At 68.9% G+C, this 25532-nt stretch carries 21 protein-coding genes; 11 read left to right on the top strand and 10 right to left on the bottom strand.

Going from position 1 to position 25532, the window contains the following annotated elements:
• Positions 1-7: 7 nt before the first annotated feature.
• The gene (gene rlmM / locus D7Y04_RS11010) at positions 8-1033 is read right to left on the bottom strand and encodes a 23S rRNA (cytidine(2498)-2'-O)-methyltransferase RlmM (RefSeq protein WP_121759178.1); all 1026 of its coding nucleotides are present in this window, start codon (positions 1031-1033) and stop codon (positions 8-10) included.
• Positions 1034-1518: 485 nt separating this feature from the next.
• On the opposite strand from rlmM, the gene secA reads away from it, so the two are divergent.
• The 5 genes from secA to frr all read left to right on the top strand — a co-directional run bounded on the left by secA (position 1519) and on the right by frr (position 8021).
• Positions 1519-4341 (top strand): preprotein translocase subunit SecA, encoded by a 2823-nt coding sequence (gene secA / locus D7Y04_RS11015; protein ID WP_120600265.1) that lies wholly within the window; start codon positions 1519-1521, stop codon positions 4339-4341.
• Positions 4342-4678: 337 nt separating this feature from the next.
• On the top strand, positions 4679-5641 hold the full coding sequence (rpsB, locus tag D7Y04_RS11020; protein ID WP_120598240.1) for a 30S ribosomal protein S2: 963 nt from the start codon (positions 4679-4681) through the stop codon (positions 5639-5641).
• A 179-nt stretch (positions 5642-5820) separates the two neighbouring features.
• Positions 5821-6474: a translation elongation factor Ts gene (gene tsf, locus D7Y04_RS11025; protein ID WP_120581204.1), complete on the top strand. Its 654-nt coding sequence runs from the start codon at positions 5821-5823 to the stop codon at positions 6472-6474.
• A 199-nt stretch (positions 6475-6673) separates the two neighbouring features.
• On the top strand, positions 6674-7417 hold the full coding sequence (gene pyrH, locus D7Y04_RS11030; protein WP_120581203.1) for a UMP kinase: 744 nt from the start codon (positions 6674-6676) through the stop codon (positions 7415-7417).
• Positions 7418-7469: 52 nt separating this feature from the next.
• On the top strand, positions 7470-8021 hold the full coding sequence (frr, locus tag D7Y04_RS11035; protein ID WP_120598241.1) for a ribosome recycling factor: 552 nt from the start codon (positions 7470-7472) through the stop codon (positions 8019-8021).
• A gap of 86 nt (positions 8022-8107) precedes the next feature.
• Here frr and cyaY read toward each other — a convergent pair whose 3' ends face one another.
• Positions 8108-8440 (bottom strand): iron donor protein CyaY, encoded by a 333-nt coding sequence (cyaY, locus tag D7Y04_RS11040; RefSeq protein WP_120598242.1) that lies wholly within the window; start codon positions 8438-8440, stop codon positions 8108-8110.
• Positions 8441-8459: 19 nt separating this feature from the next.
• Positions 8460-9002: a histidine phosphatase family protein gene (locus tag D7Y04_RS11045; protein WP_120559234.1), complete on the bottom strand. Its 543-nt coding sequence runs from the start codon at positions 9000-9002 to the stop codon at positions 8460-8462.
• 185 nt (positions 9003-9187) lie between these two features.
• On the opposite strand from D7Y04_RS11045, the gene D7Y04_RS11050 reads away from it, so the two are divergent.
• Entirely contained in the window at positions 9188-9877 is a 690-nt protein-coding gene (locus D7Y04_RS11050; protein WP_121759179.1) for a hypothetical protein, read from the top strand.
• Here D7Y04_RS11050 and D7Y04_RS11055 read toward each other — a convergent pair whose 3' ends face one another.
• A complete protein-coding gene (locus tag D7Y04_RS11055; RefSeq protein ID WP_121759180.1) occupies positions 9878-13660 on the bottom strand; it encodes an FAD-dependent oxidoreductase in 3783 nt (1260 codons plus the stop codon).
• A gap of 128 nt (positions 13661-13788) precedes the next feature.
• Here D7Y04_RS11055 and D7Y04_RS11060 point away from each other — a divergent pair, with 128 nt between their 5' ends.
• Complete coding sequence (locus tag D7Y04_RS11060) at positions 13789-14724, top strand: class I SAM-dependent methyltransferase (RefSeq protein ID WP_233601348.1); 936 nt, start codon at positions 13789-13791, stop codon at positions 14722-14724.
• A gap of 16 nt (positions 14725-14740) precedes the next feature.
• Positions 14741-16633: a hypothetical protein gene (locus tag D7Y04_RS11065; protein ID WP_121759181.1), complete on the top strand. Its 1893-nt coding sequence runs from the start codon at positions 14741-14743 to the stop codon at positions 16631-16633.
• A 10-nt stretch (positions 16634-16643) separates the two neighbouring features.
• Here D7Y04_RS11065 and D7Y04_RS11070 read toward each other — a convergent pair whose 3' ends face one another.
• From D7Y04_RS11070 to D7Y04_RS11080, 3 genes are read right to left on the bottom strand one after another with little or no spacing between them, the layout of a single operon-like run.
• Positions 16644-17450, bottom strand: coding sequence for a hypothetical protein (locus tag D7Y04_RS11070; protein ID WP_121759182.1), 807 nt, complete (start codon positions 17448-17450; stop codon positions 16644-16646).
• Between the two features lie 42 nt (positions 17451-17492).
• Entirely contained in the window at positions 17493-18251 is a 759-nt protein-coding gene (locus D7Y04_RS11075; RefSeq protein WP_120598246.1) for a hypothetical protein, read from the bottom strand.
• A complete protein-coding gene (locus D7Y04_RS11080; protein WP_121759345.1) occupies positions 18248-20485 on the bottom strand; it encodes a glycosyltransferase family 4 protein in 2238 nt (745 codons plus the stop codon). Before D7Y04_RS11080 ends, D7Y04_RS11075 begins: the two co-directional genes overlap by 4 nt.
• Positions 20486-20515: 30 nt before the next feature.
• On the opposite strand from D7Y04_RS11080, the gene D7Y04_RS11085 reads away from it, so the two are divergent.
• Positions 20516-21625, top strand: a complete 1110-nt coding sequence (locus D7Y04_RS11085; protein WP_121759183.1) for a glycosyltransferase family 1 protein — start codon at positions 20516-20518, stop codon at positions 21623-21625.
• 43 nt (positions 21626-21668) lie between these two features.
• Complete coding sequence (locus D7Y04_RS11090; protein WP_147477085.1) at positions 21669-22229, top strand: NigD-like C-terminal domain-containing protein; 561 nt, start codon at positions 21669-21671, stop codon at positions 22227-22229.
• Here D7Y04_RS11090 and D7Y04_RS11095 read toward each other — a convergent pair.
• Complete coding sequence (locus D7Y04_RS11095) at positions 22219-22731, bottom strand: NADAR family protein (RefSeq protein ID WP_120600110.1); 513 nt, start codon at positions 22729-22731, stop codon at positions 22219-22221. The genes D7Y04_RS11090 and D7Y04_RS11095 overlap by 11 nt on opposite strands.
• A gap of 94 nt (positions 22732-22825) precedes the next feature.
• On the opposite strand from D7Y04_RS11095, the gene D7Y04_RS11100 reads away from it, so the two are divergent.
• On the top strand, positions 22826-23560 hold the full coding sequence (locus D7Y04_RS11100) for a hypothetical protein (protein WP_233601349.1): 735 nt from the start codon (positions 22826-22828) through the stop codon (positions 23558-23560).
• A gap of 17 nt (positions 23561-23577) precedes the next feature.
• On the opposite strand, the gene D7Y04_RS11105 is transcribed toward D7Y04_RS11100, so the two are convergent.
• Together D7Y04_RS11105 and gmd are read right to left on the bottom strand one after the other, a co-directional pair.
• Positions 23578-24501, bottom strand: coding sequence for a GDP-mannose 4,6-dehydratase (locus tag D7Y04_RS11105; RefSeq protein ID WP_120600108.1), 924 nt, complete (start codon positions 24499-24501; stop codon positions 23578-23580).
• Between the two features lies 1 nt (position 24502).
• Positions 24503-25474, bottom strand: coding sequence for a GDP-mannose 4,6-dehydratase (gene gmd, locus D7Y04_RS11110; RefSeq protein ID WP_120600107.1), 972 nt, complete (start codon positions 25472-25474; stop codon positions 24503-24505).
• Positions 25475-25532 lie beyond the last annotated feature (58 nt).

The raw sequence follows: 25532 nt of genomic DNA on the forward strand, positions 1-25532 counted from the left end.
GTCGCCCTCAGCGCATGCGACGCGCCGTGACCGTCACCTCATCCCGGTCATGGTAGAGCTGGCGGACGGTGAGGCCCTCCCAGCCCCCGTCGTCCACGAGCGTCTGGCGCACCCGCAGGAGCAGCGGGTTCTTGTCCTTCATGGGCAGCTTGATGTTGGCCACCAGGTTGCGCGCCCAGCGTCGCCGGCCCCACTTGGCCAGCAGCTGCGCCACTTCCAGGGGCCGCCACGCCATGTCACAGAAGAGCCAGTCTGCGGACTCCTCCGGGGCGTAGGCGAAGGCGCTCTCCTGCACGTGCTGGACGCGCGGGTTCTTCGCCAGCTCCGGCATCAGCTTCGCCGGGTCCACCGCCACCACCCGCGCCCCTCGCGCCACCAGCCGCTGAGTCCAGCCGCCCGGCGCCGCGCCCAGGTCCACGCAGACGTCGCCGCGCCCGGGCTCATGCGCCAGCCCGTCCAGCGCCTCCTCCAGCTTCATCGCCGCGCGGGAAGGGGACTCGCCCGCACGCTTCATCCGCCGCCGACCGCCCGGCGCGAGCGACAGGGCCTCACGAGCGCTCACCGCGCCCAGGGTCAGCACCCCATTCGGCGCGACACAGAGGCCCACCAGGAGGGCCCCCGCCTCACGGGCCCGTCCGTCGTCCTCCAGCACGCGTCCCGAGGGGAGCGCCGCGCGGACCGTGGCTTCCAGCGCCTCGGCACGGCCCGCCTGCGTGTTGCCCTTCTCGCTGTCCGGCGTGTAGGCCCGCAGGAGCCAGGGCACGCGCGAGGGCAGCCCGGACATCGCCGCCACGAGCTGCTCCACCGGCACCTGGGCTCCACCCGGGGGCGCCCAGGTGGCGATGACCCGCTCCACCGCCCGGCCAAAGGCTGGGGGGACTTCAGGCCGCTGTTCGGACTCCACCAGGGCCGGCCCCAGGAGGCGGGGACCCGCGCCAGCCCAGGTCAGCTCCTCGAACAGGTGCGACTCGAAGCCCTCCCGGCAGGTCCACAGCCACCGGCCCGGTTGGGCCGCCAGCGTTTGTGCGGGCATGGATGGCACGCGCGCCCGAGGTGGGATGCGCGGCGCGGGCGAGGCGATGGGTGCCGGGGCGGAGCGTCCGGGGCCACCGGCACGGGGCGTGGGGGCAGGCTTGCCACCGGACTTGGGGGCGGGCTTGCCGCCGGACTTGGGGCCCGGCTTGCCTCCTGGACGGGTGCCGGGCTTCGGGCCGGGCTTGCCTTGAGAGGGGGGACCCGAGCGTGAAGCCTTGCCGGGTCGGGAGGGGGCGCCTGGTCGGCCGGGGCCCGGGGAGGAGCGGCCGGAAGAACTCTTCGCGGCGCGGGGACGGTGAATCTGCTTAGGGGACATTGCGTGGACTCGGTTCCGCTTTACTCTGGGCCACCGCGCGCCGGGCGGCCAGCCGAGAGGAAGTTTCGGGGGGCGCGCGTGGTTTTGGTCTGGTTCTCCCTTACATCTCCTGGGAATTCCCTTCACTCGCCGCGCTCCTTCGAGGATCCTCCGGCGAGAGAGCCAACATGATTGAATGGACGCTAAAGAAGCTCATCGGGACCAAGAATGAGCGCGAGCTCAAGAAAGCCCGCCTGAAGGTCGCCCGCATCAACGAACTGGAAGGCCGCATGAAGGCCCTCCAGAACGAGGACTTCGCGCGCGAAACCGCCCGGATGAAGCAGGAGATCGCGAACGGCAAGCCGCTCGACGACCTGCTCTTCGAGGCCTTCGCCCTCACCCGTGAGGCGGCGAGCCGGGTCATCGGCCAGCGCCACTACGACGTGCAGCTCATCGGCGGCATGTTCCTGCACGAGGGCTGCATCGCGGAGATGCGCACCGGTGAAGGCAAGACGCTCACCGCGACGCTGCCCTCCTACCTCAACGCCCTGTCCGGCCGTGGCGTGCACGTCGTCACCGTGAACGACTACCTGGCCCGCCGCGACGCGGAGTGGATGGGCCGGGTCTACAAGTTCCTGGGCATGACGACGGGCTGCGTGCTCCACGAGCTGTCCGACAAGCAGCGCCAGGATTCGTACCGCTCGGACATCACGTACGGCCAGAACAACGAGTTCGGCTTCGACTACCTGCGCGACAACATGAAGTTCCGTCTGCAGGACTACGTCCAGCGCGAGCTCAACTACGCCATCGTCGACGAGGTGGACTCCATCCTCATCGACGAGGCCCGCACGCCGCTCATCATCTCCGGTCCCACCGAGGACAGCACCGACAAGTACTACCGGGTGGACCAGGTCATCCCGGGCCTCGTGCCGGACCAGGACTACACCCTGGATGAGAAGCACCGCTCGGTGGCCCTCACCGACGACGGCATCGACAAGCTCCAGAAGCGCCTCAGCGTCGGCAACCTCTACGACCCGGGCGAAATCGAGACCCTCCACCACGTCGAGCAGGCCCTGCGCGCGCACACGCTCTACAAGCGCGACAAGGACTACGTGGTGAAGGACGGCGAGGTGCAGATCGTCGACGAGTTCACCGGCCGCCTCATGCCGGGCCGCCGCTGGTCCGACGGCCTCCACCAGGCCATCGAGGCCAAGGAGGGCGTGAAGATTGAGAACGAGAACCAGACGCTCGCCACGGTCTCGTTCCAGAACTACTTCCGCATGTACTCCAAGCTGTCCGGCATGACGGGCACCGCGGACACGGAAGCCGAAGAGTTCGCGAAGATCTACAACCTGGACGTGCGCGTCATCCCGACGAACCGCAACGCGCAGCGCCGCGACGAACAGGACGTGGTCTACAAGACGGAGCGCGAGAAGTTCGAGGCCGTCGCCGCCCAGATTGAAGAGCTGAACAAGGCCGGCCAGCCGGTGCTCGTGGGCACGGTGTCCATCGCCAAGAGCGAGGTGGTGTCCAACTTCCTCAAGAAGCGCGGCGTGGCCCACAACGTCCTCAACGCCAAGGCGCACCAGCGCGAGGCGGACATCGTCGCGCAGGCGGGCCGCAAGGGCGCGGTCACCATCTCCACCAACATGGCCGGCCGCGGCACGGACATCCTCCTGGGCGGCAACGCGGAGGTCATGACCAAGAGCGAGATGGGCGCGCCGCCGGAGCCGCCGGAGTCCGTGGACGGGCAGCCCCCGGACCTCACCGCCTACCAGGCGGCGCTGGCGGACTACGAGAAGCGCTTCGAGGAGACGAAGGCGAACAACGAGCAGCTCACCAAGCGCGAGCGTGAAGAGGTCATGGCCGCTGGCGGCCTCTTCATCATCGGCACGGAGCGCCACGAGTCCCGCCGCGTGGACAACCAGCTGCGTGGCCGCGCCGGCCGCCAGGGTGACCCGGGCGCCAGCCGCTTCTTCCTGTCCCTGGAAGACGACCTGATGCGCATCTTCGGGTCGGAGCGCATCCAGATGCTGATGGAGCGCCTGGGCATGGAGGAGGGCGAGGTCATCGAGCACATCTGGCTCTCTCGCGCCATCGAGGGCGCGCAGAAGCGGGTCGAAGGCCACAACTTCGACATCCGCAAGAACCTGCTCGAGTACGACGACGTGATGAACCAGCAGCGGCGCACCATCTACAAGCTGCGCCGCCAGGTGCTCGCGTCGGGCGCGGGCGTTCCGCTCGTGGAGTACGAGGAGGACGTGAAGACGCGCGTGAAGACGCGCTCCGAGCGAGTCATCTCCTGGGCGGACTTCCGGGAGATGGTGCTGGATGCCGTGGAGGACGTCGTCGTGTCCATGACGGACACCTACGCCCCCACGCGCAGCTCCGACACCTGGGACATCGCCTCGCTGGCCAACTCCGTGAAGGAGTCGCTCAACCTGGAGATGGGCTTCGAGGGCGTCGGCAACCGCGACGAGCTCCAGGAGCAGATCTACGCGGCGGCGGAGAAGGTCTTCACCGCCCGCGAGCAGGAGTTCGGCGAAGACTTCATGCGCTTCCTGCAGTACCGGTACCTGGCCACCATCGACCAGCTGTGGAAGGACCACCTGCTGGCCATGGACCACCTGCGCCAGGGCATCGGCCTGCGCGGCTACGGCCAGAAGGACCCGAAGCAGGAGTACAAGAAGGAAGGCTACACGGGCTTCATGCAGATGCTGGACGCCATCAAGACGCAGTTCGTCAGCCAGATGATGCGTGTCCAGGCCCGTTCCGCCTCCAGCGCCGCGGAGGAGACCGCCCGCATCCAGCGCCAGTTGGCCCAGCAGCAGAAGAAGGCCGTGGAGGGCCGCGCGGACGCCGAGGGGAAGATCGAGGAGGCCACCGCCACCCCGGTCGCCCAGCGCGAAGCCGCTGGCGCCCCCAAGCCCGTGGGCCGCAACGAGCCCTGCCCCTGCGGCAGCGGCCGCAAGTACAAGAAGTGCCACGGCGCCAACGAAGCGAACCCGTAGGCCGCTGAACACCTGATGGAAGCGCCCTCCGGCGCGGTCGCCCTCCCTGGAAAGGGGAGCGGGGGCCGCGCCGGTCGCCTTCCTGGAGGGGAGGGGAGCGGCCTCGAGGAGGTAGGAGCCGGACGGAGAGTGTGCCGAAGCTTGCGCCCCTCTTGAGCGTTCTGCTAAGGACGCCGCGCCCTGTTATGTAGGGGCCGGGCTTCACCGCCCGAGGCAGTCAGCAGCACCCACTACTCACACGCGTGTCACCGGTCCCCGGTGCCCCTCCAGGGTGGAAGGGCCAGGACTGGCAGCGGTCTCAACGCGCGTGGCGGAACAACCGGAAGGTACTCGCACCATGGATCAGCAGGATACGCAGACGCAGGCCCAGGCGATGGCCGCTGCCAGCGGCATCACGATGCGCCAGCTCCTCGAGGCCGGCGTTCACTTCGGCCACCAGACCAAGCGCTGGAACCCGAAGATGAAGCCCTACATCTTCGGTGCCCGTAACGGCATCTACATCATCGACCTGCAGAAGACCGTGACCATGGCCCGCGCGGCCTTCCGCTTCGTGGCGGACATCACGGCGCGCGGCGGGTCGGTGCTCTTCGTCGGCACCAAGAAGCAGGCGCAGGACGTCATCCAGGAGGAGGCCGCCCGCGCCGGTCAGTTCCACGTCACCAGCCGCTGGCTGGGTGGCACGCTGACGAACTTCAAGACCATCAAGCAGGGCATCGACCGCCTGAAGACGCTGGAGAAGATGGCCGAGGACGGCACCTTCGAGCGCCTGCCCAAGAAGGAAGTCGCCCAGCTCGACCGTGAGCGCGAGAAGCTGGAGAAGAACCTGGGCGGCGTGAAGGACATGGCGAAGCTGCCCCGCTGCGTCTTCGTCATCGACCCGAAGAAGGAGCACATCGCCATCCACGAGGCCACCCGCCTGGGCATCCCGGTGATTGGTCTGGTGGACACCAACTGCGATCCGGACGGCATCGACTTCGTCATCCCGGGCAACGACGACGCCATCCGCTCCATCAAGCTCTTCACGTCCAAGATCGCCGACGCGTGCCTCGAGGGTGCGGCTCGCTACCGTGCGTCCGGCGCCGCCGAGCGCGACGAGCAGGAGGAGCGCGAGGGCCGTGATGACCGCCGTGACGACCGCCGTGGCCCGCGCCGTGGCGACCGCCGCGACCGTGACGACCGCCGTGGCGGCGGTGACCGTGGCGGCGAGCGCCGCGGCCCCGTCGTGGAGATGAAGGCCACCGCGACCACCACGGAGCAGGCGCCCGAGGCTGGCGGCGAGGGCACGCCGGCGGCGGAGTAACCGCCCGGCCTCATCGCTTTCCCACTGCGGTCTCCGGAGTTCGGCCGGGCGGCACCTCTCAAGGCCCGCTGTCCGGCCGTCTCCATTTTCTACGTCCTTGGCGTCAGTACCCAGAACCCCAGTCCTCCGCCCCCAGCGCACGCCGCCGGGCTCGGAGCCGATGAAGAAAGAGATACGACATGGCTGAGATCACCGCCCAGATGGTGAAGGACCTCCGCGAGCGCACCAACGCGGGCATGATGGACTGCAAGAAGGCGCTGGCCGAGTCCGGTGGCGACTTCGAGAAGGCCGCGGAGTGGCTGCGCAAGAAGGGCATCTCCAAGGCCGAGGGCAAGGCCGGCCGCGTCGCCGCCGAAGGCATCGTGACCTCCTACATCCACGGCGGTCGCATCGGCGTCATCGTGGAGGTCAACTGCGAGACGGACTTCGTCGCTCGCAACCCGGACTTCCAGGACCTGGCGAAGGAAGTGGCCATGCAGATCGCCGCGGCCGGCCCCAAGTTCGTCCGCCGCGAGGAGGTCCCCACCGACGCGATGGACAAGGAGAAGGAGATCCAGCGCGAGCTGCTCAAGCAGCAGGGCAAGCCCGAGGCGATGCTGGAGAAGATCCTCGTGGGCAAGATGGAGAAGTACTACGAGGGCGTCTGCCTGGTGGACCAGCTCTGGGTGAAGGACGACAAGAAGAAGGTCGGCGAGATGATCAACGAGCGCGCCGCCAAGATTGGCGAGAAGGTCTCCGTGCGCCGCTTCGTCCGCTACGAGGTGGGTGAGGGCATCGAGAAGAAGAAGGACGACCTGGCCGCCGAGGTCGCCAAGACGCTGGGCCAGGCCTAAGCGCCTTTCGCCGCACCGCAGCTCCCTGGGGCCGCGTGCCTGGGGCTCTTCCTCACAGGGGAAGGGCGCCGGGAACGCGGCCCTTGGTATTCCAGGCCCCGTTTTCTTCATGTCCGTCCGCCCGGCATTGGACGGTGCGGCGCGCGTCACGACTTCCGTCGTTGCCTGGGCGCGGGGCGGGGGATAGAAGCGGTCGCGTATGTCCGAATCCACCTCTCCCTACAAGCGCATCCTCCTCAAACTGTCGGGCGAAGCCCTGATGGGCGAGGGGAAGTACGGCATCCACCCGCCCACCCTCACGCGCATCGCGGAGGAAGTCGCGGAGCTCTCCAGAACGGGCCTGGAAATCGCCCTCGTGATTGGCGGCGGCAACATCTTCCGCGGCGTCGCTGGCGCCACGGAAGGCATGGACCGCGCGAGCGCGGACTACATGGGCATGCTCGCCACCTGCATCAACTCCATGGCGCTGCAGGACTCGCTGGAGAAGCAGGGGCTGAAGACGCGCGTGCAGTCCGCCATCAAGATGGAGCAGATCGCCGAGCCCTACATCCGCCGGCGCGCCGTGCGGCACCTGGAGAAGGGCCGCGTGGTCATCTTCGCCGCGGGCACGGGCAACCCCTACTTCACCACCGACACGGCCGCGTCGCTGCGCGCGATGGAAATCAACGCGCAGGTCATCCTCAAGGCCACCAAGGTGGACGGCGTCTACAACGCGGACCCGAAGAAGGACCCGACCGCGAAGCGCTACCGCTCGCTCACGTACATGGACGTCCTCAAGCAGAACCTCAACGTGATGGACTCCACGGCCATCTCGCTGTGCATGGACAACAAGCTGCCCATCATCGTGTTCGACCTGGGCACGCGCGGGAACATCCAGCGCGCCGTCACGGGCCACGGCGAGTTCGGCACCATCGTCGGCGCGGCCGAGACGGTCTGGGCCTAAAGGCGCCACGGACGGGACTGACAACACCCCCACTTCTCACAGGAGACGCACAATGGCTGACACGGCGGATCTGAAGGGCCGTATCGACAAGTCGGTGGAAGACCTCAAGCGGGAACTGGCCAAGGCGCGCACCGGCCGGGCGAACACCAACATCCTGGACGGCATCAAGGTGAACCAGTACGGGACGCCCACGCCGCTCAACGGCGTTGCCAGCATCAGCGCGCCGGAGCCCCGCCTCATCGTCATCAAGCCCTGGGACAAGGGCGTGCTGAAGGACATCGAGAAGGCCCTCCGTGAGGCGAACCTCGACGTCAACCCGATGAACGACGGCGAGATGATCCGCCTGCCCTTTCCTCCGCTCACCGAGGAGACCCGCAAGAAGATCGCGAAGCAGGTGAAGGAGAAGGGCGAGGAGCACAAGGTCGCCATCCGCAACATCCGCCGCGACGCGAACGAGGCCCTCAAGACTCAGCTGAAGGACAAGAAGATCACCGAGGACGACCTCAAGCGCCGCACGGAAGAGGTCCAGAAGGCGACCGATGCCGGCATCAAGTCGGTGGACGACCTGGTCGCCAAGAAGGAAAAGGAAGTGATGACGGTTTGAGTCGTCACGCCTGGAAGCCCGTGGCCAGTCGCCACGGGCCTCCTTCCGGGCTTCAGCAGGAACCCAGACGGGCCTTCAGGACGGCCTCAGGCTGGATAGACGAGCGCTTCGCCGGTGAGGTGTCGCACCACGTCCGAGACGAAGGCGAACAGCTCCAGCCCCTTGCCCTTGTCGTCCTTCCAGGCGCGCGAGGCATCATCGTGGCTGAAGTGGATGCCCTGGCCCTGTCCGGCCACCCAGATCTGCCAGACGGCGCGCTGGGTGTTGATGATGCACTTCTCGCCGGACGCGGCCGTGAGCGTCACCTTGTCACCGGTGGCTTCGGCTTCCAGCACGTCCGGGTCGAAGGTGTCCGCGGCCGCCAGGATGCGCTTGAACGCGGCGGCCACGAGGGAATGGTAGCGGGCTTCGTCCATCATGGCCGCGCGCTCCCGGACGTCACTGGATGACGTCGAGGACCTGCTGGCCAGGGGCGGAGTAGAACAGGAACTTCAGGTGCTGCGCCGGGGGGTTCTCCCCCTTCTCGCCGGGCACCTGGTCTTCCGTGCTGGTGGGCGTGTCCGGCCACTCCATGGCGATGACCGTGCCCGGGTTCACCGGCTTGGGGAAGGACTGCATCCCCAGCAGGTGCGCCGCGAGCGCGCCCATGGAGGGCTGGTGGCCCACCAGGACGAGGTTCTCGTCGGAGTACTCCTTGAGCACGGGCTCCACCGCTCCCACCGGCATGTCCGGCAGCAGGCAGCGATGCACGCGCAGGAGGCCTTCATGCTTCACGGAGTTGGAGAGGATCTGCGCCGTCTGCACCGTCCGCACCAGCGGGCTGGTGAGGATGAGGCTGATGGGCCCCATGCGCTCAGACAGTGACGCGAAATGCGCGGCGACATTCGTACGGGCCTTCGCGGTCAGCGCGCGCGCCTCGTCGCCGAGACCCTCGGGGATCTCTGCGTCCGCATCGCCGTGCCTTACCAGGAAAATCCTCAAAATCCCTCCACCGGTCTCGACAAGACCGCGGTTCGTACATGACCGTGGCCCGGTTGGTCAAAGGTAATGAGTCGAATGTTCAGTGCCCGGAACAGCCTGCGCATTGCGGGCGTTCGGGAACCGCCGTTCGTGGGGGGCCAACCCGAGCATACACTGGCCACCCACTGGCGTTCACGGGAGGTGGCATGCGCAAGTTGTTGGGGTGTCTGGCTGTCGTCCTGGCCCTGTCCGCCTGTCGCAAGGACGCGGCGGAAGGGGGGCCGGAGGGCGCGGGTGACGCCAGGGGCACGGTCGCCCGCCTGGAGGGTGGGGAGGCCAGGGAGGCTGGAGACGACGCGCCGTCCGGCCCCTACGCCCTGACGAAGGAGAAGCTGGAGGCGTACGTCGGCTACCAGCGAAAGATGCTGGAGGTGTACGGGTCGCTGATGCGCAGCCTCCAGGACATGGGGCCGCTGCTGGACGCGGGCACCCCCCAGGCGATGGAGAAGGCCAGGAGCGGCCTGAAGCTCATCGAGCGCAAGGCGCAGGCAGAGGTCGACGCGCGCCAGGCGGCGGGGCTGTCCACGGACGAGGTCAACCGCATCGCCGAGGTCGTCACCGCCGTCATCAGCCAGCGGCAGATGGGGCGCACGCTCCAGTACGAGGAGGAGCTCAAGAAGCTGGAGGCGCTCCAGGCCCGCATGCCGGAGGAACAGCAGAAGGAGCTGGCGCCGCAGGTGGAGTCCATGCGGCTCCAGGTGGAGACCTTCCAGAAGCTCCCGGAGGCGCGCCGGGAGTTCGGCGACGCCAACGTGGACGTGGTGCTGGCCCGCGAGGCCGACCTGACGAAGAACTACCAGGACATGCTCAAGGCCTTCGCGGGCGTGCGCCGGTAGCTACACGCGCTTGAGCTGGGGCGCCTTCTTCAGGAGCTGCGCGAGGAAGGCGTCACCCTGCTTCTCCAGCACGGTGTTGCCGCGCAGGCGCTGGTTCAGGTTGACGAAGTCCACGTGGTCCAGCCGCTGGTCCTGGTTGTAGCAGGAGAAGACCCACGTCTCCTTGCCGGTGACGGGGTCCACGTGCCGCTGGAGGCACTGGGCGCAGATCTCCTTCATCATGCACTGCATGGGGGAGTTGATGGACCCGATGGCCTCGTGCCCCGGTTTGAGGAACGGCTGGAGCACGCCGTGCCGCGCCTCCGCCACCGCGCGCATCATCCGGTCCGAGCCGATGGCGATGATGCGGTCCACCTCGCTCAAGGAGATGACGGGCTTCACGCCCAGCTTCCCTTCGGCGTAGGCCACCATGGCCTGCACCACGTTGCCCCGGAAGGCCGCGTCCTGTGCACGGCGCACGTCCAGCAGGTCGCCGGAGTCCACGGACCAGATGACCTGGTCGGTGCCGGCTTCAATCTCGTCCTGCTTGAACGAGTCCGCCTTCAATCGGTAGCCCGCGAAGTACACCACGCGGCAGCCCGCCGCCTTGAGTGAGCGCGCGATGGAGAAGAGCACCGCGTTGCCCAGGCCGCCGCCCACCAGCACCACCGTCTCGTTGTGGCCAATCTCCGTGGGCGCTCCCGTGGGGCCCATCAGCACGACGGGCTCGCCGGGCTTGAGCGCCGCGCACAGGCGGGAGGAGGAACCCATCTCCAGCACGATGGTGCCCATCAGGCCCTTCTCCTTGTCCACCCACGCGCCCGTGAGGGCCAGGCCCTCCATGGTGAGGCGCACGCCGTCCACGAGCGGCGCGTTCCGCTCGAAGTTCTGGAGCCGGTAGAACTGGCCGGGGGAGAAGTGGCTGGCGGCGAAGGGCGCCTTCACCACCACCTCCACGATGGTCGGCGTGAGCCGGTTCACTCCGACGACGGTGGCGAGGAAGGCCTCGTCCAGCTTCGCGAAGTGGGCGGCGCGCTTCGACTCGCGCGCCTCCTGCGCGGCCGCGTCGTTGAAGTCCAGGCCCGCGACCTCCTTCGCGAACAGGCGCGCCACCTGCGGATGGCCGTCCTTCGCGCTGGCCATGGCCTTCACCACGTTGCCTGCGTAGGTCGGGTGGTTGTCGCCGTAGAAGGACACGAAGCGGCTGTCGCGTTGGTAGGACGTGAAGAAGCCCACCTTCGCCTCGGGATCCTCCTGGGCCTCTACTGGCTGGAGCTTGAAGCCGCTGCCGTCTTCCACCAGCTCGTGGCCCTGGAAGTACTCCTTCGCCTCGTCGAGCTGGAAGGTGCCCGGGTATTCCTTCTCGTAGGTGACGTTGGGGGACGTGCCCGCGGCCACGCAGACCGTCTTCGCGGGCAGCTCGAAGAACTGGCCGCTTCCCTTGAGCTTCCCGTCCACCGTCACCATGCGCTCGAAGCGGATGGCGCGCACCGCGCCCGAGTCGTCCTGCAGCGCCTCCGAGGGACTCATCCGCTCGATGAAGCGGATGCCTTCCTCCAGCGCCTTGGAGACCTCTTCGTGGTTGAGGCGGTAGGCGGGGGACTCGGTGAGGCCGCGGCGGTACACCAGGCTCACGCCGCCCCATGCGCGCACCAGGTGGATGAAGTCCGGAGCGCGGCCTTCGGTCTGGGCCTTCTGGCGCTCGGCTCGGACGGCGCGGCCGTGCTCCAGGAAGGTCTGGTAGGTGGCGCGCTCCTCGGCGTCCAGGCGCGCGAGGACGGTGGCCTCACCCAGGTCCTCCACCAGCTTCTCGTGGCGCTCCAGCGTCTTCTCCACCTGCACCGGGTAGTACGCCATCAGCTCCGTGGCGGTGTCGATGCCGGTGAGGCCGCCGCCGATGACGATGGCGGGCAGCTGCACCTGGAGGTTCGCCAGCGAGTCGCGCTTGAAGGCGCCCGTGAGCTGCAGCGCCATCAGGAAGTCGGACGCCTTGCGGATGCCCCGGATGAGGTTGTTCTTCATCCCGATGATGGTGGGGCGGCCCGCGCCCGCGGCGATGGCCACGTGGTCGAAGCCCAGCGCCCATGCGTCCTCCACCGTCAGCGTGCCGCCGAAGCGGATGCCGCCGTAGATGCGCATGCCTTCCCTGCGCGCGAGCGTCAGATGGATGAGCGTGAGGAAGTTCTTGTCCCAGCGCACGGTGATTCCGTACTCGGAGACACCGCCGAAGCCCTCCAGCACGCGCTCGTCCAGTTCGCGCGTCAGCTTGCTCCAGTCGTGGATGGGCTGGAGCGCCGCGTGGCCGTCGCGGCCCACCAGTTCGTCGGGAAACGGCTCAATCTTGAGGCCGTCCACGCCGGTGACGGCGAACCCTTCGTTGAGCAGGTAGTGCGACAGCGTGTAGCCGGCGGGGCCCAGGCCCACCACCATCACGTTGCGGCCCACGTAGGGCAGCGCGTACGGACGGCGGATGTTGAGCGGGTTCCAGCGCGTGAGCAGGCCGTGGATTTCAAAGCCCCACGGCAGCTCCAGCACGTCCGTGAGCGTGGCCGTCTCCGCCAGCGGGATGTTCACCGGCTCCTGCTTCTGGAAGATGCAGGCCTTCATGCAGTCGTTGCAGATGCGGTGGCCGGTGCCCGCGCACATGGGGTTGTCCAACGTCACGATGGCCAGCGCGGCCACGGAGTCACCCTCGCGCTTGAGCGCGTGTGCTTCTGAGATGCGCTCGTCCAGCGGACAGCCGGTGAGCGGGATGCCCAGTGGGTTCTTCTTGAACGAGTGCCCCTCCGCCACCGGGTCCTTCGCGGGGAAGCCCTTGCTGCACGAGTCCTTCTGGCGCTCGTGACAGATGACGCAGTAGTCCACCTCGTTCATCACGTCGCGCGGGGTGCCCCGGCGGTCGGTGAGCTTGAAGCCGTCGCGGTGGCGCAGGTGGTGCTCCAGGCCCTCCGTCTTCTCTTCCATCTGGGCGTCCGGGCGCTGCAACTGCACCAGTTGGTCGAACACCAGCGGCTTGGGCAGCCGCAGCGTGGGCCAGGTGTGGAAGAGGGCCTTGGTCTCCGGGTGCAGCGCGCGGGCGTACGTCCACCGGTCCGCCAGCGACAGCAGCGCGCGCACGGCCTGGAGCTCCGCCGCGTCGTCGCCCTTCGTCACCAGGCTGGAGCCGAACGCGTCCTCGCCCTCGGGCGTGGCGGTGAGCGCGGCGCGCAGGCCGGCCCACCGCTCGCGCAGGGCGGGGGCGCGCTCCTGGTGCGCGGGAGGCAGGTTGCCGGAGTAGAGCCGCTCCAGGTCGAGCAGCGTGAGGATGGACTCCGCGAGGCCTCGCTCCAGGTCGTCGTGCGCGAGCGCGTCCGGGAAGCCCAGCTGCATGAGCAGCCGCATGCGCGCGTCCAGCGACGGGAACTCCGCGAGCGTCGGACGGTCCTGCGCGCCCTTCTTGAAGACGCGGCGCGTGATGAATTCGCGCTTGAAGTCGAAGAGGGGCAGCTCTCCGCGCAAGTGGCTGGCCAGTCGCTCGGTCTCCGGTGTGATGCCGAAGAGCGTGGCGACGAAGCGCGAGACGTGGCGGGCCACCTGGATGAGCAGCTCTGACTCCGCCGGTCCGGAGAGGCTGGTGCCTCCGGACTTGCGGTAGGCGTCGAAGGCCTGGAACAGGTCAGGCGTGTCGCCCTGGAGTCGCGCGTCGAAGTGCTCCGCCAGCCGGCGCAGGCCACTGGGGCGGTACAGGTCTTCGAAAGTGAATCCCGGGAGGCCCAACTGGAGCGCCGGGGCAGGGGCGGAGGCGGGGTCGTTCAAGGCGCGCATGTCACGGGACCTCGGGGAGGCAGGCAGCTTAGGGCCTGGAGGCTGGCGGGTGCGATGGACGTCATGGGCCGGATTTGCTCCGCCCGACGTGTTGAGGCGGTGAGCCTGTGCGGCTACGGTGCGCCGCCATGAAGGACAACGCCGCCCGTCGTGCCTCCGAACCGCACCTGGCCCCCGTGCCGGATGCCTGTTACCTGTGCAAGGGAGGGCGCCTGCGGCTGCGTCACCGGGCGCGCGGCGGCACCCAGGCCCAGGGCGCGGCGGCCTACAACTGCACGTCCTTCGGCCACCGGAGCCACCCGCCCATCTGGGGCTGCGAGGACTGCGGGATGATGTTCCAGTGGCCTCTCTTGTCCCCGGACACGCTGCTCCAGGCGTACCAGGACGTGGAGGATCCGCTCTACGTCGCGGAGAAGGACAACCGCTACCACACCTTCCGCCGCGTGCTGCGCGAACTGGGCCCGGCCCAGAACCGCACGCTGTTGGATGTGGGCGCCTACTGCGGCTACTTCCTGGATGTGGCGCGCGAGGCGGGCTTCCGGCCGGAGGGGTTGGAGCTGTCGCGCTGGGCGGCCGGCAACGCGCGGAGCCTGGGCTTCACGGTGCACGGGCTTCCCCTGCGGGAGCTGGCGGCGAAGGGCCTTCAGTACGACGTGGTGACGCTGTGGGACGTGGTGGAGCACTTCGCGGATCCGCGCGAGGAGCTGAAGGCGGCGCTCAAGCTGGTGCGCCCCGGCGGCCGCATCTACCTGTCCACCATCGACGCGGGCAGCCTGCTGGCGCGCCTCATGGGCGGGCAGTGGCCGTGGTTGATGGACATGCACCTCTTCTATTTCGGCCGCCGCACCCTGGCGATGATGCTGGAAGAGGTGGGCTTCCGCGTCACGGACGTCCGGACGTACACGCACATCATTTCCGCGGACTACCTGCTGCGGAAGGTGGGCGCGAGCTTCACGCCCTCGGCGCCGGTGCTGGAGTTGGTTCGGCGAGGCGTGCCGTCCAGCTGGTCCATCCCGTTCAACCTGGGCGACAACATGCTGATGGCCGCCGAGCGGCCCCTCTGAGTCTTCCCTCGCGCCTATGTCCCCCTTGATGCGGCGGGTGCTGCACCCGCTGGTGCTGCTCACGTTCTTCGCGCTGTCGGCGTTCCACACCTGGCCGCTCGTGTCCCAGATGAAGGGATACGTGATGGGCGGACGCGAAGACGTCTACATGAACATGTGGCACCTGTGGTGGATGCGGCAGGCCCTCTGGGTGCAGCCGCAGAACCCCTTCTTCGTGCCCTTCCTCCACTGGCCCCTGGGCGCCGAGCTGTACTGGCACACGCTGGCCCCCGCCAAGACGCTGTGGGGCGTGGTGCTGCTGCCGTTCATGTCCGTGGAGACGGCGTACAACGTGGTGCTGTTCGGCTCGTTCGTGCTGACGGGCTACACGTCGTGGCTGCTCCTGCGCTACCTGCTGGAGCGCGCGGGCCATGGACCGTGGCTTGCTGCCGCTGCGGCGCTGGCGGGCGCGTGCGTGTTCAACTTCTCGCGCTACCACCTGACCCACGCGACGGCGCACCTGAACCTCACCGCGCTGGAGGGACTGCCGCTCTACCTGCTCTGCTTCTTCCGCTGGTTGGACGAGGGCAAGCGCAAGTGGCTGGTGGGGCTGGCGCTGTGCGCGTTGTACGTGTTGCTGTGTGACTACTACTACCTCGTCTACATCGCGCTCTTCTCACTCCTGTGGGTGGTGGCGGAGCGGTGGAAGCGGGGGCCGCTGCTGTCCCTGGACACGTGGAAGGATCCTCTCGTGCGACGGGCAGCGGTGGCGGGAATCGCGGCGGGGCTCGCGTGCGTGCCGCCCATGGTGCCGCTGCTCCTGCATGCGTTCCCCGCGCCGCTGCAAATCCATCACGGCGACTCCGACTACTTCACGGACCTGTACGCGTTCTTCATTCCGGACACGCGCTCGGTGTGGATGACGGAGCTGCCCGCGGCGGCGCGTGAGTTCTCCCTGAACGTCATGCGCATGAAGATGTCGACCAACCTGGAGGAGACCGGCACGTTCCTGGGCTGGTTGACGCCGCTGCTGGCCGTCTTCGCGCTGTGGCGGGGCGTGCCGGAGGGGCGCCGGTGGTTGGGGCTGGGGTTGGGCTTCGCGGTGCTGTCCATGGGCACGGTGCTCAACATCGGCCTGGAGGACCGGGTGTCGCCGGTGGTGCTGCTCATCGTCACCCTGCTCGTGGTGGCGCTGGTGCCCGCGTGGCGGGAGCGGGTGTGGCGGCGGGATGTGCTGCTGCTCCTGGGGCTGGCGGTCTACCTGGCGCTGTCGGAGCCGCTGACGGCGTTCAACGTGCCGCTCAAGGTCCAGATTCCGATGCCGTACGTGGTGTTCAAGCACGTGGTGCCGCTGTTCTCGCGCGGGGGCATGCCGGTGCGCTTCATCCTGCTCACGCTCCTGTCGCTGTCGGTGCTGGTGGCGTTCGCCGCGGCGCACGCGGGCGCGTGGGCGTCCCGGCGGGATGCACGGCTGGGCGTGGCGGTGGCGCTCGCGGTGGCGCTGATTCCGAACGTGGAGTACCGGGGCCTCCAGATGGTGGTGCCCTCCACTCCCCGGTTGCCGGCAGTGTTCAACGAGATTCGCGACGCACCCATGCCCGCGGCGGTGCTGACGGACAACGTGCAGGGGCAGTGGGAGCAGATGTTCCACGGCAAGCCGGTGTCGTACGCCCGGCTGTCCCGGTTGCCGGTGCGGGAGTCGGCGCTGGTGAACTCGCGGCTCATCCGCGCTGCGGAAGGGATGCGCAACGCGTTCGGCACCGTCACGCCAGAGGAGCGCGAGGAGATGCGGCGCTACCTGAAGGAGCACCACTTCAAGTGGTACGTGACGCACTACTTCCACCCCATCCGCCACCAGTTCATCACGGACGAACTGGGCGGCGAGATGGTGCACCAGGACGGCTACGTCACCGTGTACCGCTTCCCTTGAGCGGACGCGCTCATTCGCATTCGGCGTGCTCGATGTTCGTGCGCTCCATGGCGCTCGCGGACACGGCGAGGTCGGTCGCGGTCACGGTGACGCTCTCGTCCGCGGACACCATGGAGCCACACTCAGCGAAGCCGCTGGCGCCGCACTGGCGGGTGAGGACCACCTTGCCCTTGTTCTTCGACGTTTCGAGTCGCGTGTTCGTGCAGCGGTAGGCGATGGGCCCTGATGAGTCGTTTCCGCTGACGTCCATGTCTCCCTCGGTGTCCGCCGTGTCGAGGACCTCGCCGTCTTTGCTAAAGAGGACGAAGTGGAACCGGGTCCGGGAGACGGTGTTGCCGTTTCCCTCTTCGTCGGGGGACTCTGTTTCCTCCTGGGTGAACACGCGCAACGTCGCGTCCGGGGGAACCTTGAGGACTTCGTCCCGGGCCAGCAGCGGGGACTCCGGCGCCTTGGGGCAGGCGAGCTTCTTCGTGGGGAGCTTCACCTCGCGGGAGTACGTCCCCGGGGCGAGCAGCTTGAGGTGTTCGAGGACGGGACCCGCGTCTTCGGACGGGCAGGTGCCCAGGAGCCAGACCCAGAAGCCGGGTTTGAGGCCCGGGACGGTCTTGCTCTGGACGAGCCTGGGGTGGCCCTCCGGAAGGGTGAGGCCGGTCTTCTCGAACAGCTTCTCGAATTTGCCCCAGGAGTACACCTGGCCTTCGGCTTCGGCCTTGTCCTTGGAGCCCTTCCAGATGAGCGCGACGGGCTTGTCCGCGGCTTCGGCTTGGAGCGCTCCGGTGAAGGCCATCAGGCCCAGGACGAGAATGCTTGAACGCATGGCGGTTCCCCCTCGCGGTGCAAGAGCGCACCGCCCGCGATGCTAATGCTTCTTCGGTCCACCGCGCTTCGGGCGTGAGCCGCGCGGGGCAGGGGAGGCGGGGGGAGTCGTGCCTTCCGGCCGGGGCGCCTGCTCGCGTGGGGGCTTCGTGGCCCGTGCGTTCTTGGACCGGGAGGGCTTCGCCGGACGCGCGGAGCCGGTGGCCGGTGCGGGCTTGGACGGACGGCCTTGCTCGCCATGCGGCGGCTTCGCCGGACGCCCGTAGTCGATGGCCGGAAGCGGCCTCTCCCTGGACGTGGGGCCCGCACCCTCCTCGGCGGGAGGAGGCCGTGGCGCGGGCCGGCCGTGGCTGATGGCCGGTGGCGGCGGCTTCGGCGGTCTGGGGGCTTCCGGATGCTGCTGTGCCTTCGCGGCCTGGGCCCGCAGCGTGTCCACTTCCTTGCGCAGCCGGAGGACCTCCGCGGAGAGCTGGGCGTAGGAGTCGCGCACCAGCCCGTTGAACACGCGCTGCCGGCCCAGGGTCTCGTTGATCAACACCTGGCACGTCTTGCGGAAGGCCCACTTGGCCAGCAGCACCGCCTGCCCCATGCCGGCGCGGTGCGTGTGCAGCGGCAGGGCCCGCGTCGTGTCCGCGTTCTCCTCCAGCGCGTGCATGTTGAACGTCAGCGGATCCACGCGCGGCTCCACGCCGTCCTCCGGCACCTCCGCCGGTTCCGACGTGGGCAGCCCGCGCACGCGCAGCCGCTCCTCGATGCGGGCCACCAGGGCCCTCGTGGGAATGTCCCGTCCGAGCAGCTTCATCGGTGTGTCTCCTCCACGATGCGCGCCATCTCTTCCCGGTACGCCGTGACCACCTGGGGCCACGTGTGCCGTTGCGCGTAGATGCGGGCTCTCTTGCCCATCGCGTCCCGGGCCTCGCCCACCTCGCGCAGCCCTTCCACGAACGACGCCAGCCCCCGGTACACCCGGCCCGCGCCACTGCGCTCCACCTGTCCCACGAGCACTTCCGAGTGCCCGTTCACCAGCACCGGCGTCCCCTGCGCGAACGCCTCCAGCGTCAGGAGCGACAGGCTCTCGAACTTCGACGGCACCACCACCGCCAGCGCTCCCGCCAGCGCGTCGTGCTTGTCCTGCTCGGAGATGCGCCCCACGTGCCGCACGCCCTCGCCGCTCACGTCCATGTGAGCCTCGCCCGCGAGCACCAGCTCTGGCGCATCCTGGTAGCGCTCCCGCAGCTGGCGGTGGAACTTCAGCAGGTCCGGCACGCCCTTGCCCGGCTCCAGCCGGCCCACGTAGAGCAGGTAGCGGCCATGCACGCCGTACTTCGCCCGGAAGCGGTCGGGCACCGCTGGCAGCGCGTCCACGCCCACGCCCACCACGCGCGCCCGCGCATGGTTCGGGTGGAAGCGACCGAGCATCTCGACCTCCTCCGGCGTGTTGCACATCAGCACCCGGGGACGGTTGAACACGTCCCCGTAGACGCCGAAGCGGATGGGCGGCTCGTCATGCGCGGTGGGCACCAGCATCGCGCGGTCCGACACCAGCGGCAGCCCCCACGCAGTGGGCGCGTAGAGGTACGTGAAGAACAGGTAGCCGTCGTACGCGTCCTGCGTGGTGGCCAGGTGCTCCATCAGCCCCGGGCTCAGCGGGCCCTGCTCGGCCACCCACTGCTCTTCACGCAGTCGCTCGTTGCCGTGCCCGAACACGTGGCGCGACATGTCGTTGAATGCGTGGATGTTGCGCGTGCGCGTCACCGGGAAGCGCAGCACCTTCGTGCGGCCAAAGCGGTCCTCGCCGGGTGGGAAGGTGTTCTCCCACGTCAGGTGGTTCTTCGCGCAGGTCGTCACCACCGTGACGTCCCAGTGCGGCGCCAGGTGCTCCGCCACCTGCGCGGCGTGGCTCTCCGCGCCGCCCGTCACCTCGCCAAAGCGCTGCACCACCAGCGCCACGCGCGGCCGCTTCGCCGGGGCCTTGCGCGGACGGGGCGGCGGCGCCACCACGCCGTCCAGCGCTCGCGTGAGCGACACCTGCGCGGCCGTGGGGGAGAAGTGCTGGAGCCGGCGCGCCTGGCCGTCGAGCACCGACTTGCGCAGGTCCTTGTCCTCGCACAGGTCCACCACCAGCTCCGCGAGGAACGCGTAGCGCTTCTGGTCGAACGCGATGCCCGCGCCGCCCAGCGTCTCCGGCACCGCCGCCGCCGCGTACGCCAGCACAGGCACTTCGGAGGCCATGGCCTCGATGATGGGAACGCTGAAGCCCTCGTGCTCGCTCATGGAGACGAACACGGACGCGGAGCGGTACACGGCCACCAGCTCCGGATGCGACAGGCGCCCCAGGAAGTGCACTCCGCTCAAGTCCTTCATCTCGCGCTGGAGCGACTTGAAGTAGCGGCTGCCCGGCTCGTAGCCGCCGACAATCAGCAGGCGCGCCTGGGGACGGATGCGCAAGAGCTCCCGGTGCAGCGCGAGCAGGTCCTCGAAGCGCTTGTGCGGCATCACCCGGCTCACCGACACCAGGGTGGGGCCGGGCCCGGCCAGCTCCGCGAGCTTCGCGGCATCCGCCACGGACGCGGCGAAGCGCTCCTGCTCGATGAAGAGCTGCACGGTGTGCACGTTGCGGTGGCCCGCGACGCGCAGCTCCGCGCTGTTGTAGTCCGAGTCCCCGATGGACACGTCCAGGAAGGGCGCCATCGCGGCCACCTGCGCGCGGCCGGCCACCAGCGCGTGCTCCAGCGGCGTGTCCTGGTAGAAGCGCGCGGGGCTGATGTTGTGGAACACCACGCCGCGCTTGCAGTCCATGTGCATCAGCCGCCCGCTCAGCGGGGACGCGATGCCGTGGTGGTACAGCACCAGGTCATCCGGCTTCGGCTTCAGCGCGAAGACGTGGCGGGCCAGGCCCTGCAGCCCTCCGGCGACCTCTTCCGCGTAGATGTCTCCCACGTGCCCCATGCGGCGCAGCAGGAGTTGCAGGTGCAGCGCGGCCTGACCGGAGGCGTCGCCGGGGCCGAAGCTTGGGATCAACTGATGGACCGCCATGGAGGGCCGTGTGTACCACACGGGCATGGTATGAGGCGGCCCGTGTCGACCCCCGGACCCATCGCCTTCGACGCCACCCTGTGGGACGAGCCCACCACTGGCATCGGCCTGTACACCCGTTGCCTCGCGGAGGCGCTCGAAGCCCAGGGCGTCCGGCTGGACCGGATGGGGGCGCGCAAGTCCGGTGAACATCCGCGCGGCGTCCAGAAGCGAACGTCGTGGACGCTGGCCACGCTGCCCCGGCTGCTCAAGGCGTCACCGCCGCCCGTCTACCACGCGCTCAGCAACTTCAACCTGCCGCTGCGGCGCACGCCGGGCACCGCGTACGTGCTCACCGTGCACGACCTGGTGCCGTTGGATTTGCCGCACACCGTCTCCGCGCCGTACCGCTGGCAGTTCCGGCTGTGGCTCGCGCGCAGCCTGATGCTCGCGGACCGGCTGGTGTGCATCAGCGAGAGCACGCGTCAGGACCTGCTGCGCCGCTTCCCCCAGGTGGAGCCGCGCACCGTGGTGGTGCACAACGGCGTGGACCACGTGAACGCGACCCCCCTGAACGAGGCGGACGAGGAGTTCCTCCACGCGCTCAACCTGCCGAAGGACTACGTGCTGTACGCGGGGTCGCTCGACGTGCGCAAGAACGTGGAGCTGGTGCTGGAGGCGCAGGAGCGGCTGCACGCGCGCGGCCGGCCCTTCACGCTCGTGCTCGCGGGGCAGGCCTGGTACGGCTCCGGCAAGGTGGAGACGCGCATCGAGCGGATGCGCTCGGAAGGCCTGGATGTGCGGCCCCTGGGCTACCAGAGCCCCGCCATCTTCTACGCGCTGATGCGCCGCGCCGCGCTGTTCGTCTTCCCCTCGCGCTACGAGGGCTTCGGCCTGCCGCCCCTGGAGGCCATGCGCCTGGGCACGCCCACGGTGGTGTCCACGGCGGGCTCGCTGCCGGAGGTGTGCGGCGACGCCGCGCCCGCGGTGGATCCAGACGACGCGGAAGGCCTGGCGGCGGTCATCGACCGGCTGCTGCGTTCGCCGGAGGAGCGCCGCGCGCTGTCGGAGGCGGGCCAGCGTCATGCCGCGAAGTTCACCTGGGCTCGCACCGCGGAAGGGATGCGGGCCGCTTACGATGCGGCGCTGAGCCACCGGTAGGCGCCCGTGGTCAACCGGCCCGTGAAGGGCCTCCTGGAGGAACATGCGACTGCTCGTGTGGAGTGGAATCGTCTGCGGAATGCTGCTCGGGTGCGCGGGGTCGAACGCGGCGCGCAAGGACGAGGCCCAGGAGCCGGCCCCCACCGCCCAGCAGGAGGAGGCGCCGCCCACCCCCGTGACGCCCCCGGAGAAGAAGGCCGAGTCGCCCGCGGCGGAGGCGGAGAACCAGGAGGCGGCCATCGTCATGCCCCTGGAAGTCACGGAGACGCCCGCGCCCCGCGACCCGCTCGGGATTGAGTCGCAGAGCGTGAAGGGCAACGTGCTGACGCTCAACGTCCGCCACGGCGGCGGCTGCAAGGAGCACCGCTACGGCCTCGCGTGGGACGGGCGCTTCACCAAGACGGCGGCGGGCGAGCCGCGCGCGGAGCTCACGCTGCTCCACGACGCGAACAACGACCGGTGCAAGGCGATGGTCTACAAGGAGCTGGCCTTTGACTTGTCCACGCTGAAGCAGGAGTGGAGCGAGAAGGGCCACGGCGACCACGCCACGCTCCACCTGGACTTCAACGGCGTGCCGGACCAGTCCGCCAACTTCAAGTTCTGACAGGTGCATGACCCTGCGCGAGGAGGTCCTCGCGCAGGCGCGTCAGCACCTTGCCCAGCAGGTTCAGCCCCCGCCACTTGGACGGATCCTGGATGAGAGGGTTCTCCGCGGAGAGCCCCACGCCCCAGATGCGGTCCAGGGGACTGGCCTCCACCAGCTCCGTGCCCGCCGTGGCGAGCAGCGCCTCCAAGAGGTGCGGATGCTGGGTGAACTTCGCGTGGTTGCCCTCGTAGACGATGCGCTCACGCTCGCGCTCCCAGAGGGCCGCGTCGAACGGGCTCACCTTGCGGCCCAGCGCCTTGTGCTGCTTGGGCGTGGCGGCGCGCAGCATCTGCTCCAGCACGCGCGTGTCGCCGAACAGGCGCGCCTTGCCCGCCATCATGTACTGCTCCGCGCAGGTGTAGCGCACGCCCTCCACCGTGAAGACGGAGGGGTGCCACTGCGAGAAGAAGGAGTCCTCCTTCCAGAAGAACGTGAACCGCGCCGTCGTCGTCGTGCCCATCCCAGGCCTCCTCGAAAGCTTCGTGTAGTAATAACACGAACGTGCGGCGATGGAGGAACCTGACGGGGGGCCCTACAATGGCCGTCCGCTCCCCATGCGACTTCAAGAAGCCCAGAAGCTGTTGGACCGCTGTTTCACCGGTACGCGAGAGGGTGCGCCTCGCCTCCACGAGCCTTCGGACCCTCGCTTCGCGGAGCGGGGTGGGGCGGTGTGGCTGGAGTACCGCTGGTACGTGCGAGAGCGCGGCATCGCGGAGGTGTTCCTCAAGTGGGACCGGGTGCCGCCCGGGAACGAGAAGACGGTGGAGGCCACGGTGCTGCGCACGCACCTGCTGGGCCAGTCCCCCATGCTGTCCCAGCGCGCGCTGCGCACGGTGGAGGGCGGCACGCCCGCGCCGGAGCGGGTGCTGGACGTGCTCAAGAACGACGGCATCCGCCGCGAGTGCGTGGCCCGGGGGCGCACCACCGTGACGGTGGAGCATTGGGAGAGCCGGCGTCCCGCGGCGCTGTTGGACGAGGCGCGTTTCGAGGAGCTGGCCGCGCCCCTGGAGGCGGAGGACTCCACGCCGGAGGGCCGTCATGAGGCCGTGCAGCGGCTGGCGGACGCGGAGAGGAGCCCCCGCGTGCAGGACGTGCTCCTGCGGCTCGTCGCGCGCAAGCCGTCGCTGATGGCCCTGCGCATCCTGTCGGAGTGGGGTGAGGTGCAGGCCCGCGAGTACCTCCAGCGGGACCTGGCCGCCGTGAAGCCGGGCAACGCGGCGGACCTGTGGGCCCTCACCGCGTTGGACCGGCGCCTGGAGGCGTGGCAGTCGCTGGCGCGCCCTTCGTAAGGCGCGCCAGCGGTGCGTCAGTTCGAGCCCACCCGGGGGCCCAGCACGTCGCGCAGCGCATCCGCGACGGTGAGCTTCGGGTCCCAGCCCAGCGCGCGCAGCTTGCTCGGGTCCGCCACGAGGCTGGGGATGTCCGAGGGGCGCAGCCGCGCGGGGTCCAGCTCGATGCTCGCCTGCACGCCGGACAGCTGGAGCATCTCCTCCAGCAGGCTCCGGATGGTGCGGCCCTCGCCGCTGCCCACGTTGTAGGCCTGTCCGGCCTCGCCCTTGAGGAGCAGCAGCCGGTACGCGTCCACCACGTCCTTCACGTGGGAGAAGTCCCGGATGGCGTCCAGGTTTCCCGTGCGCAGGATGGGGTCCACCGTGCCCAGCGCGATGGCGCGGATCTGAGCCGCGAACGACGGCACCACGAAGGTGGGGTCCTGCCCCGCGCCCAGGTGGTTGAAGGGCCGGGCGAGGATGACCTCCATGCCGTAGCTGCGGAAGAACTGCTCGCCGGCCAGCTCCCCCGAGGACTTCGACGCCGCGTAGGGGCTGAGCGGAACGTGCCGGTGCGACTCCTCGGCGCGCGTTCCCTCCGCGACGGGACCGTAGACTTCACCGGAGCCCACCAGCAGCACGCGCGCCTTGGGGGCGCTCTCACGCAGGGCGGTGAGCAGGTGCACCACGCCCATGGTGTTCACCGCGAAGACGCGCGCGGGGTTCTGGTGGCTCTTGGCCACCGAGCTGAAGCCGGCCAGGTGCAGCACCGCGTCCGGCTTCACCTCGGAGACCGCCGCCTTGACCTTCGCCTCATCGGCGATGTCGAAGTGCAACGCGGTGCTGCTGATGCCCTCGCCGCGAGGCCCGTGCACCTCCACCACTTCATCGCCGGCCGCCCGAAGGGCAGCGCACGCATGACGGCCGACGAATCCATCCGCTCCCGTGACGAGGACGCGCATCTTACCGCTGTCCTGCCTTCACTCGCTCCAGGTCCGCGTCGACCATCATCTCCACGAGCTGCTTGAAGCGCACCGTGGGCTCCCAGCCGAGCTTCTCCTTGGCCTTGTCGTACTTGCCGATGAGCAGGTCCACCTCCGCGGGGCGCACGAACGCGGGGTCGATCTTCACGTGCTTCTGGTAGTCCAGGCCCACGCGCGAGAAGGCGATCTCCACCAGCTCCCGCACGGTGTGCGTCTCGTTGGTGGCGACGACGAAGTCCTCCGGCGTGTCCTGCTGGAGCATGCGCCACATGGCGTCCACGTAGTCGCCCGCGAAGCCCCAGTCGCGCTTGGCGTCCAGGTTGCCCATGGGCAGCGTGTCCTGGAGGCCCATCTTGATGCGCGCCACGTTGTACGTGACCTTGCGCGTGACGAACTCCAGGCCACGGCGGGGCGACTCGTGGTTGAAGAGGATGCCGCTCACCGCGAAGAGCTTGAAGGACTCGCGGTAGTTCACGGTGATGTGGTGGCCGTACGCCTTCGCCACGCCGTACGGGCTGCGCGGGTAGAAGGGCGTGTCCTCCGACTGCGGGACTTCCAGCACCTTGCCGAACATCTCGCTGGAGGACGCCTGGTAGAAGCGCACCTGCGGGCGGGTGTGGCGGATGGCCTCCAGCATCTTCGTCACGCCCAGCGCGGTGAACTCACCGGTGAGCACCGGCTGGTTCCAGCTGGTGGGCACGAAGGACTGCGCCGCCAGGTTGTAGACCTCGTCCGGCTGGGTGAGGTTCAAGAGGGCCGCGAGCGAGAACTGATCCAGCAGGTCGCCCTGGTGCAGCGTCACCTTTCCCTGCAGGTGCGCGATGCGCTCGAACTTCTCCTCGGAAGAGCGGCGCACCATGCCGTGCACCTCGTAGCCCTTCTTGAGGAGCAGCTCCGCCAGATAGCTGCCGTCCTGCCCCGTGATGCCAGTAATGAGTGCGCGCTTGGCCATGGCCCTTGTCTGTTCGCTGGGAGACGCTGTTCGTTGTACCCGAGGCTTTCGCCTCCTG

The organism is Corallococcus sp. AB038B (assembly GCF_003668955.1).
Classification (GTDB): Bacteria; Myxococcota; Myxococcia; order Myxococcales; family Myxococcaceae; genus Corallococcus; species Corallococcus exiguus.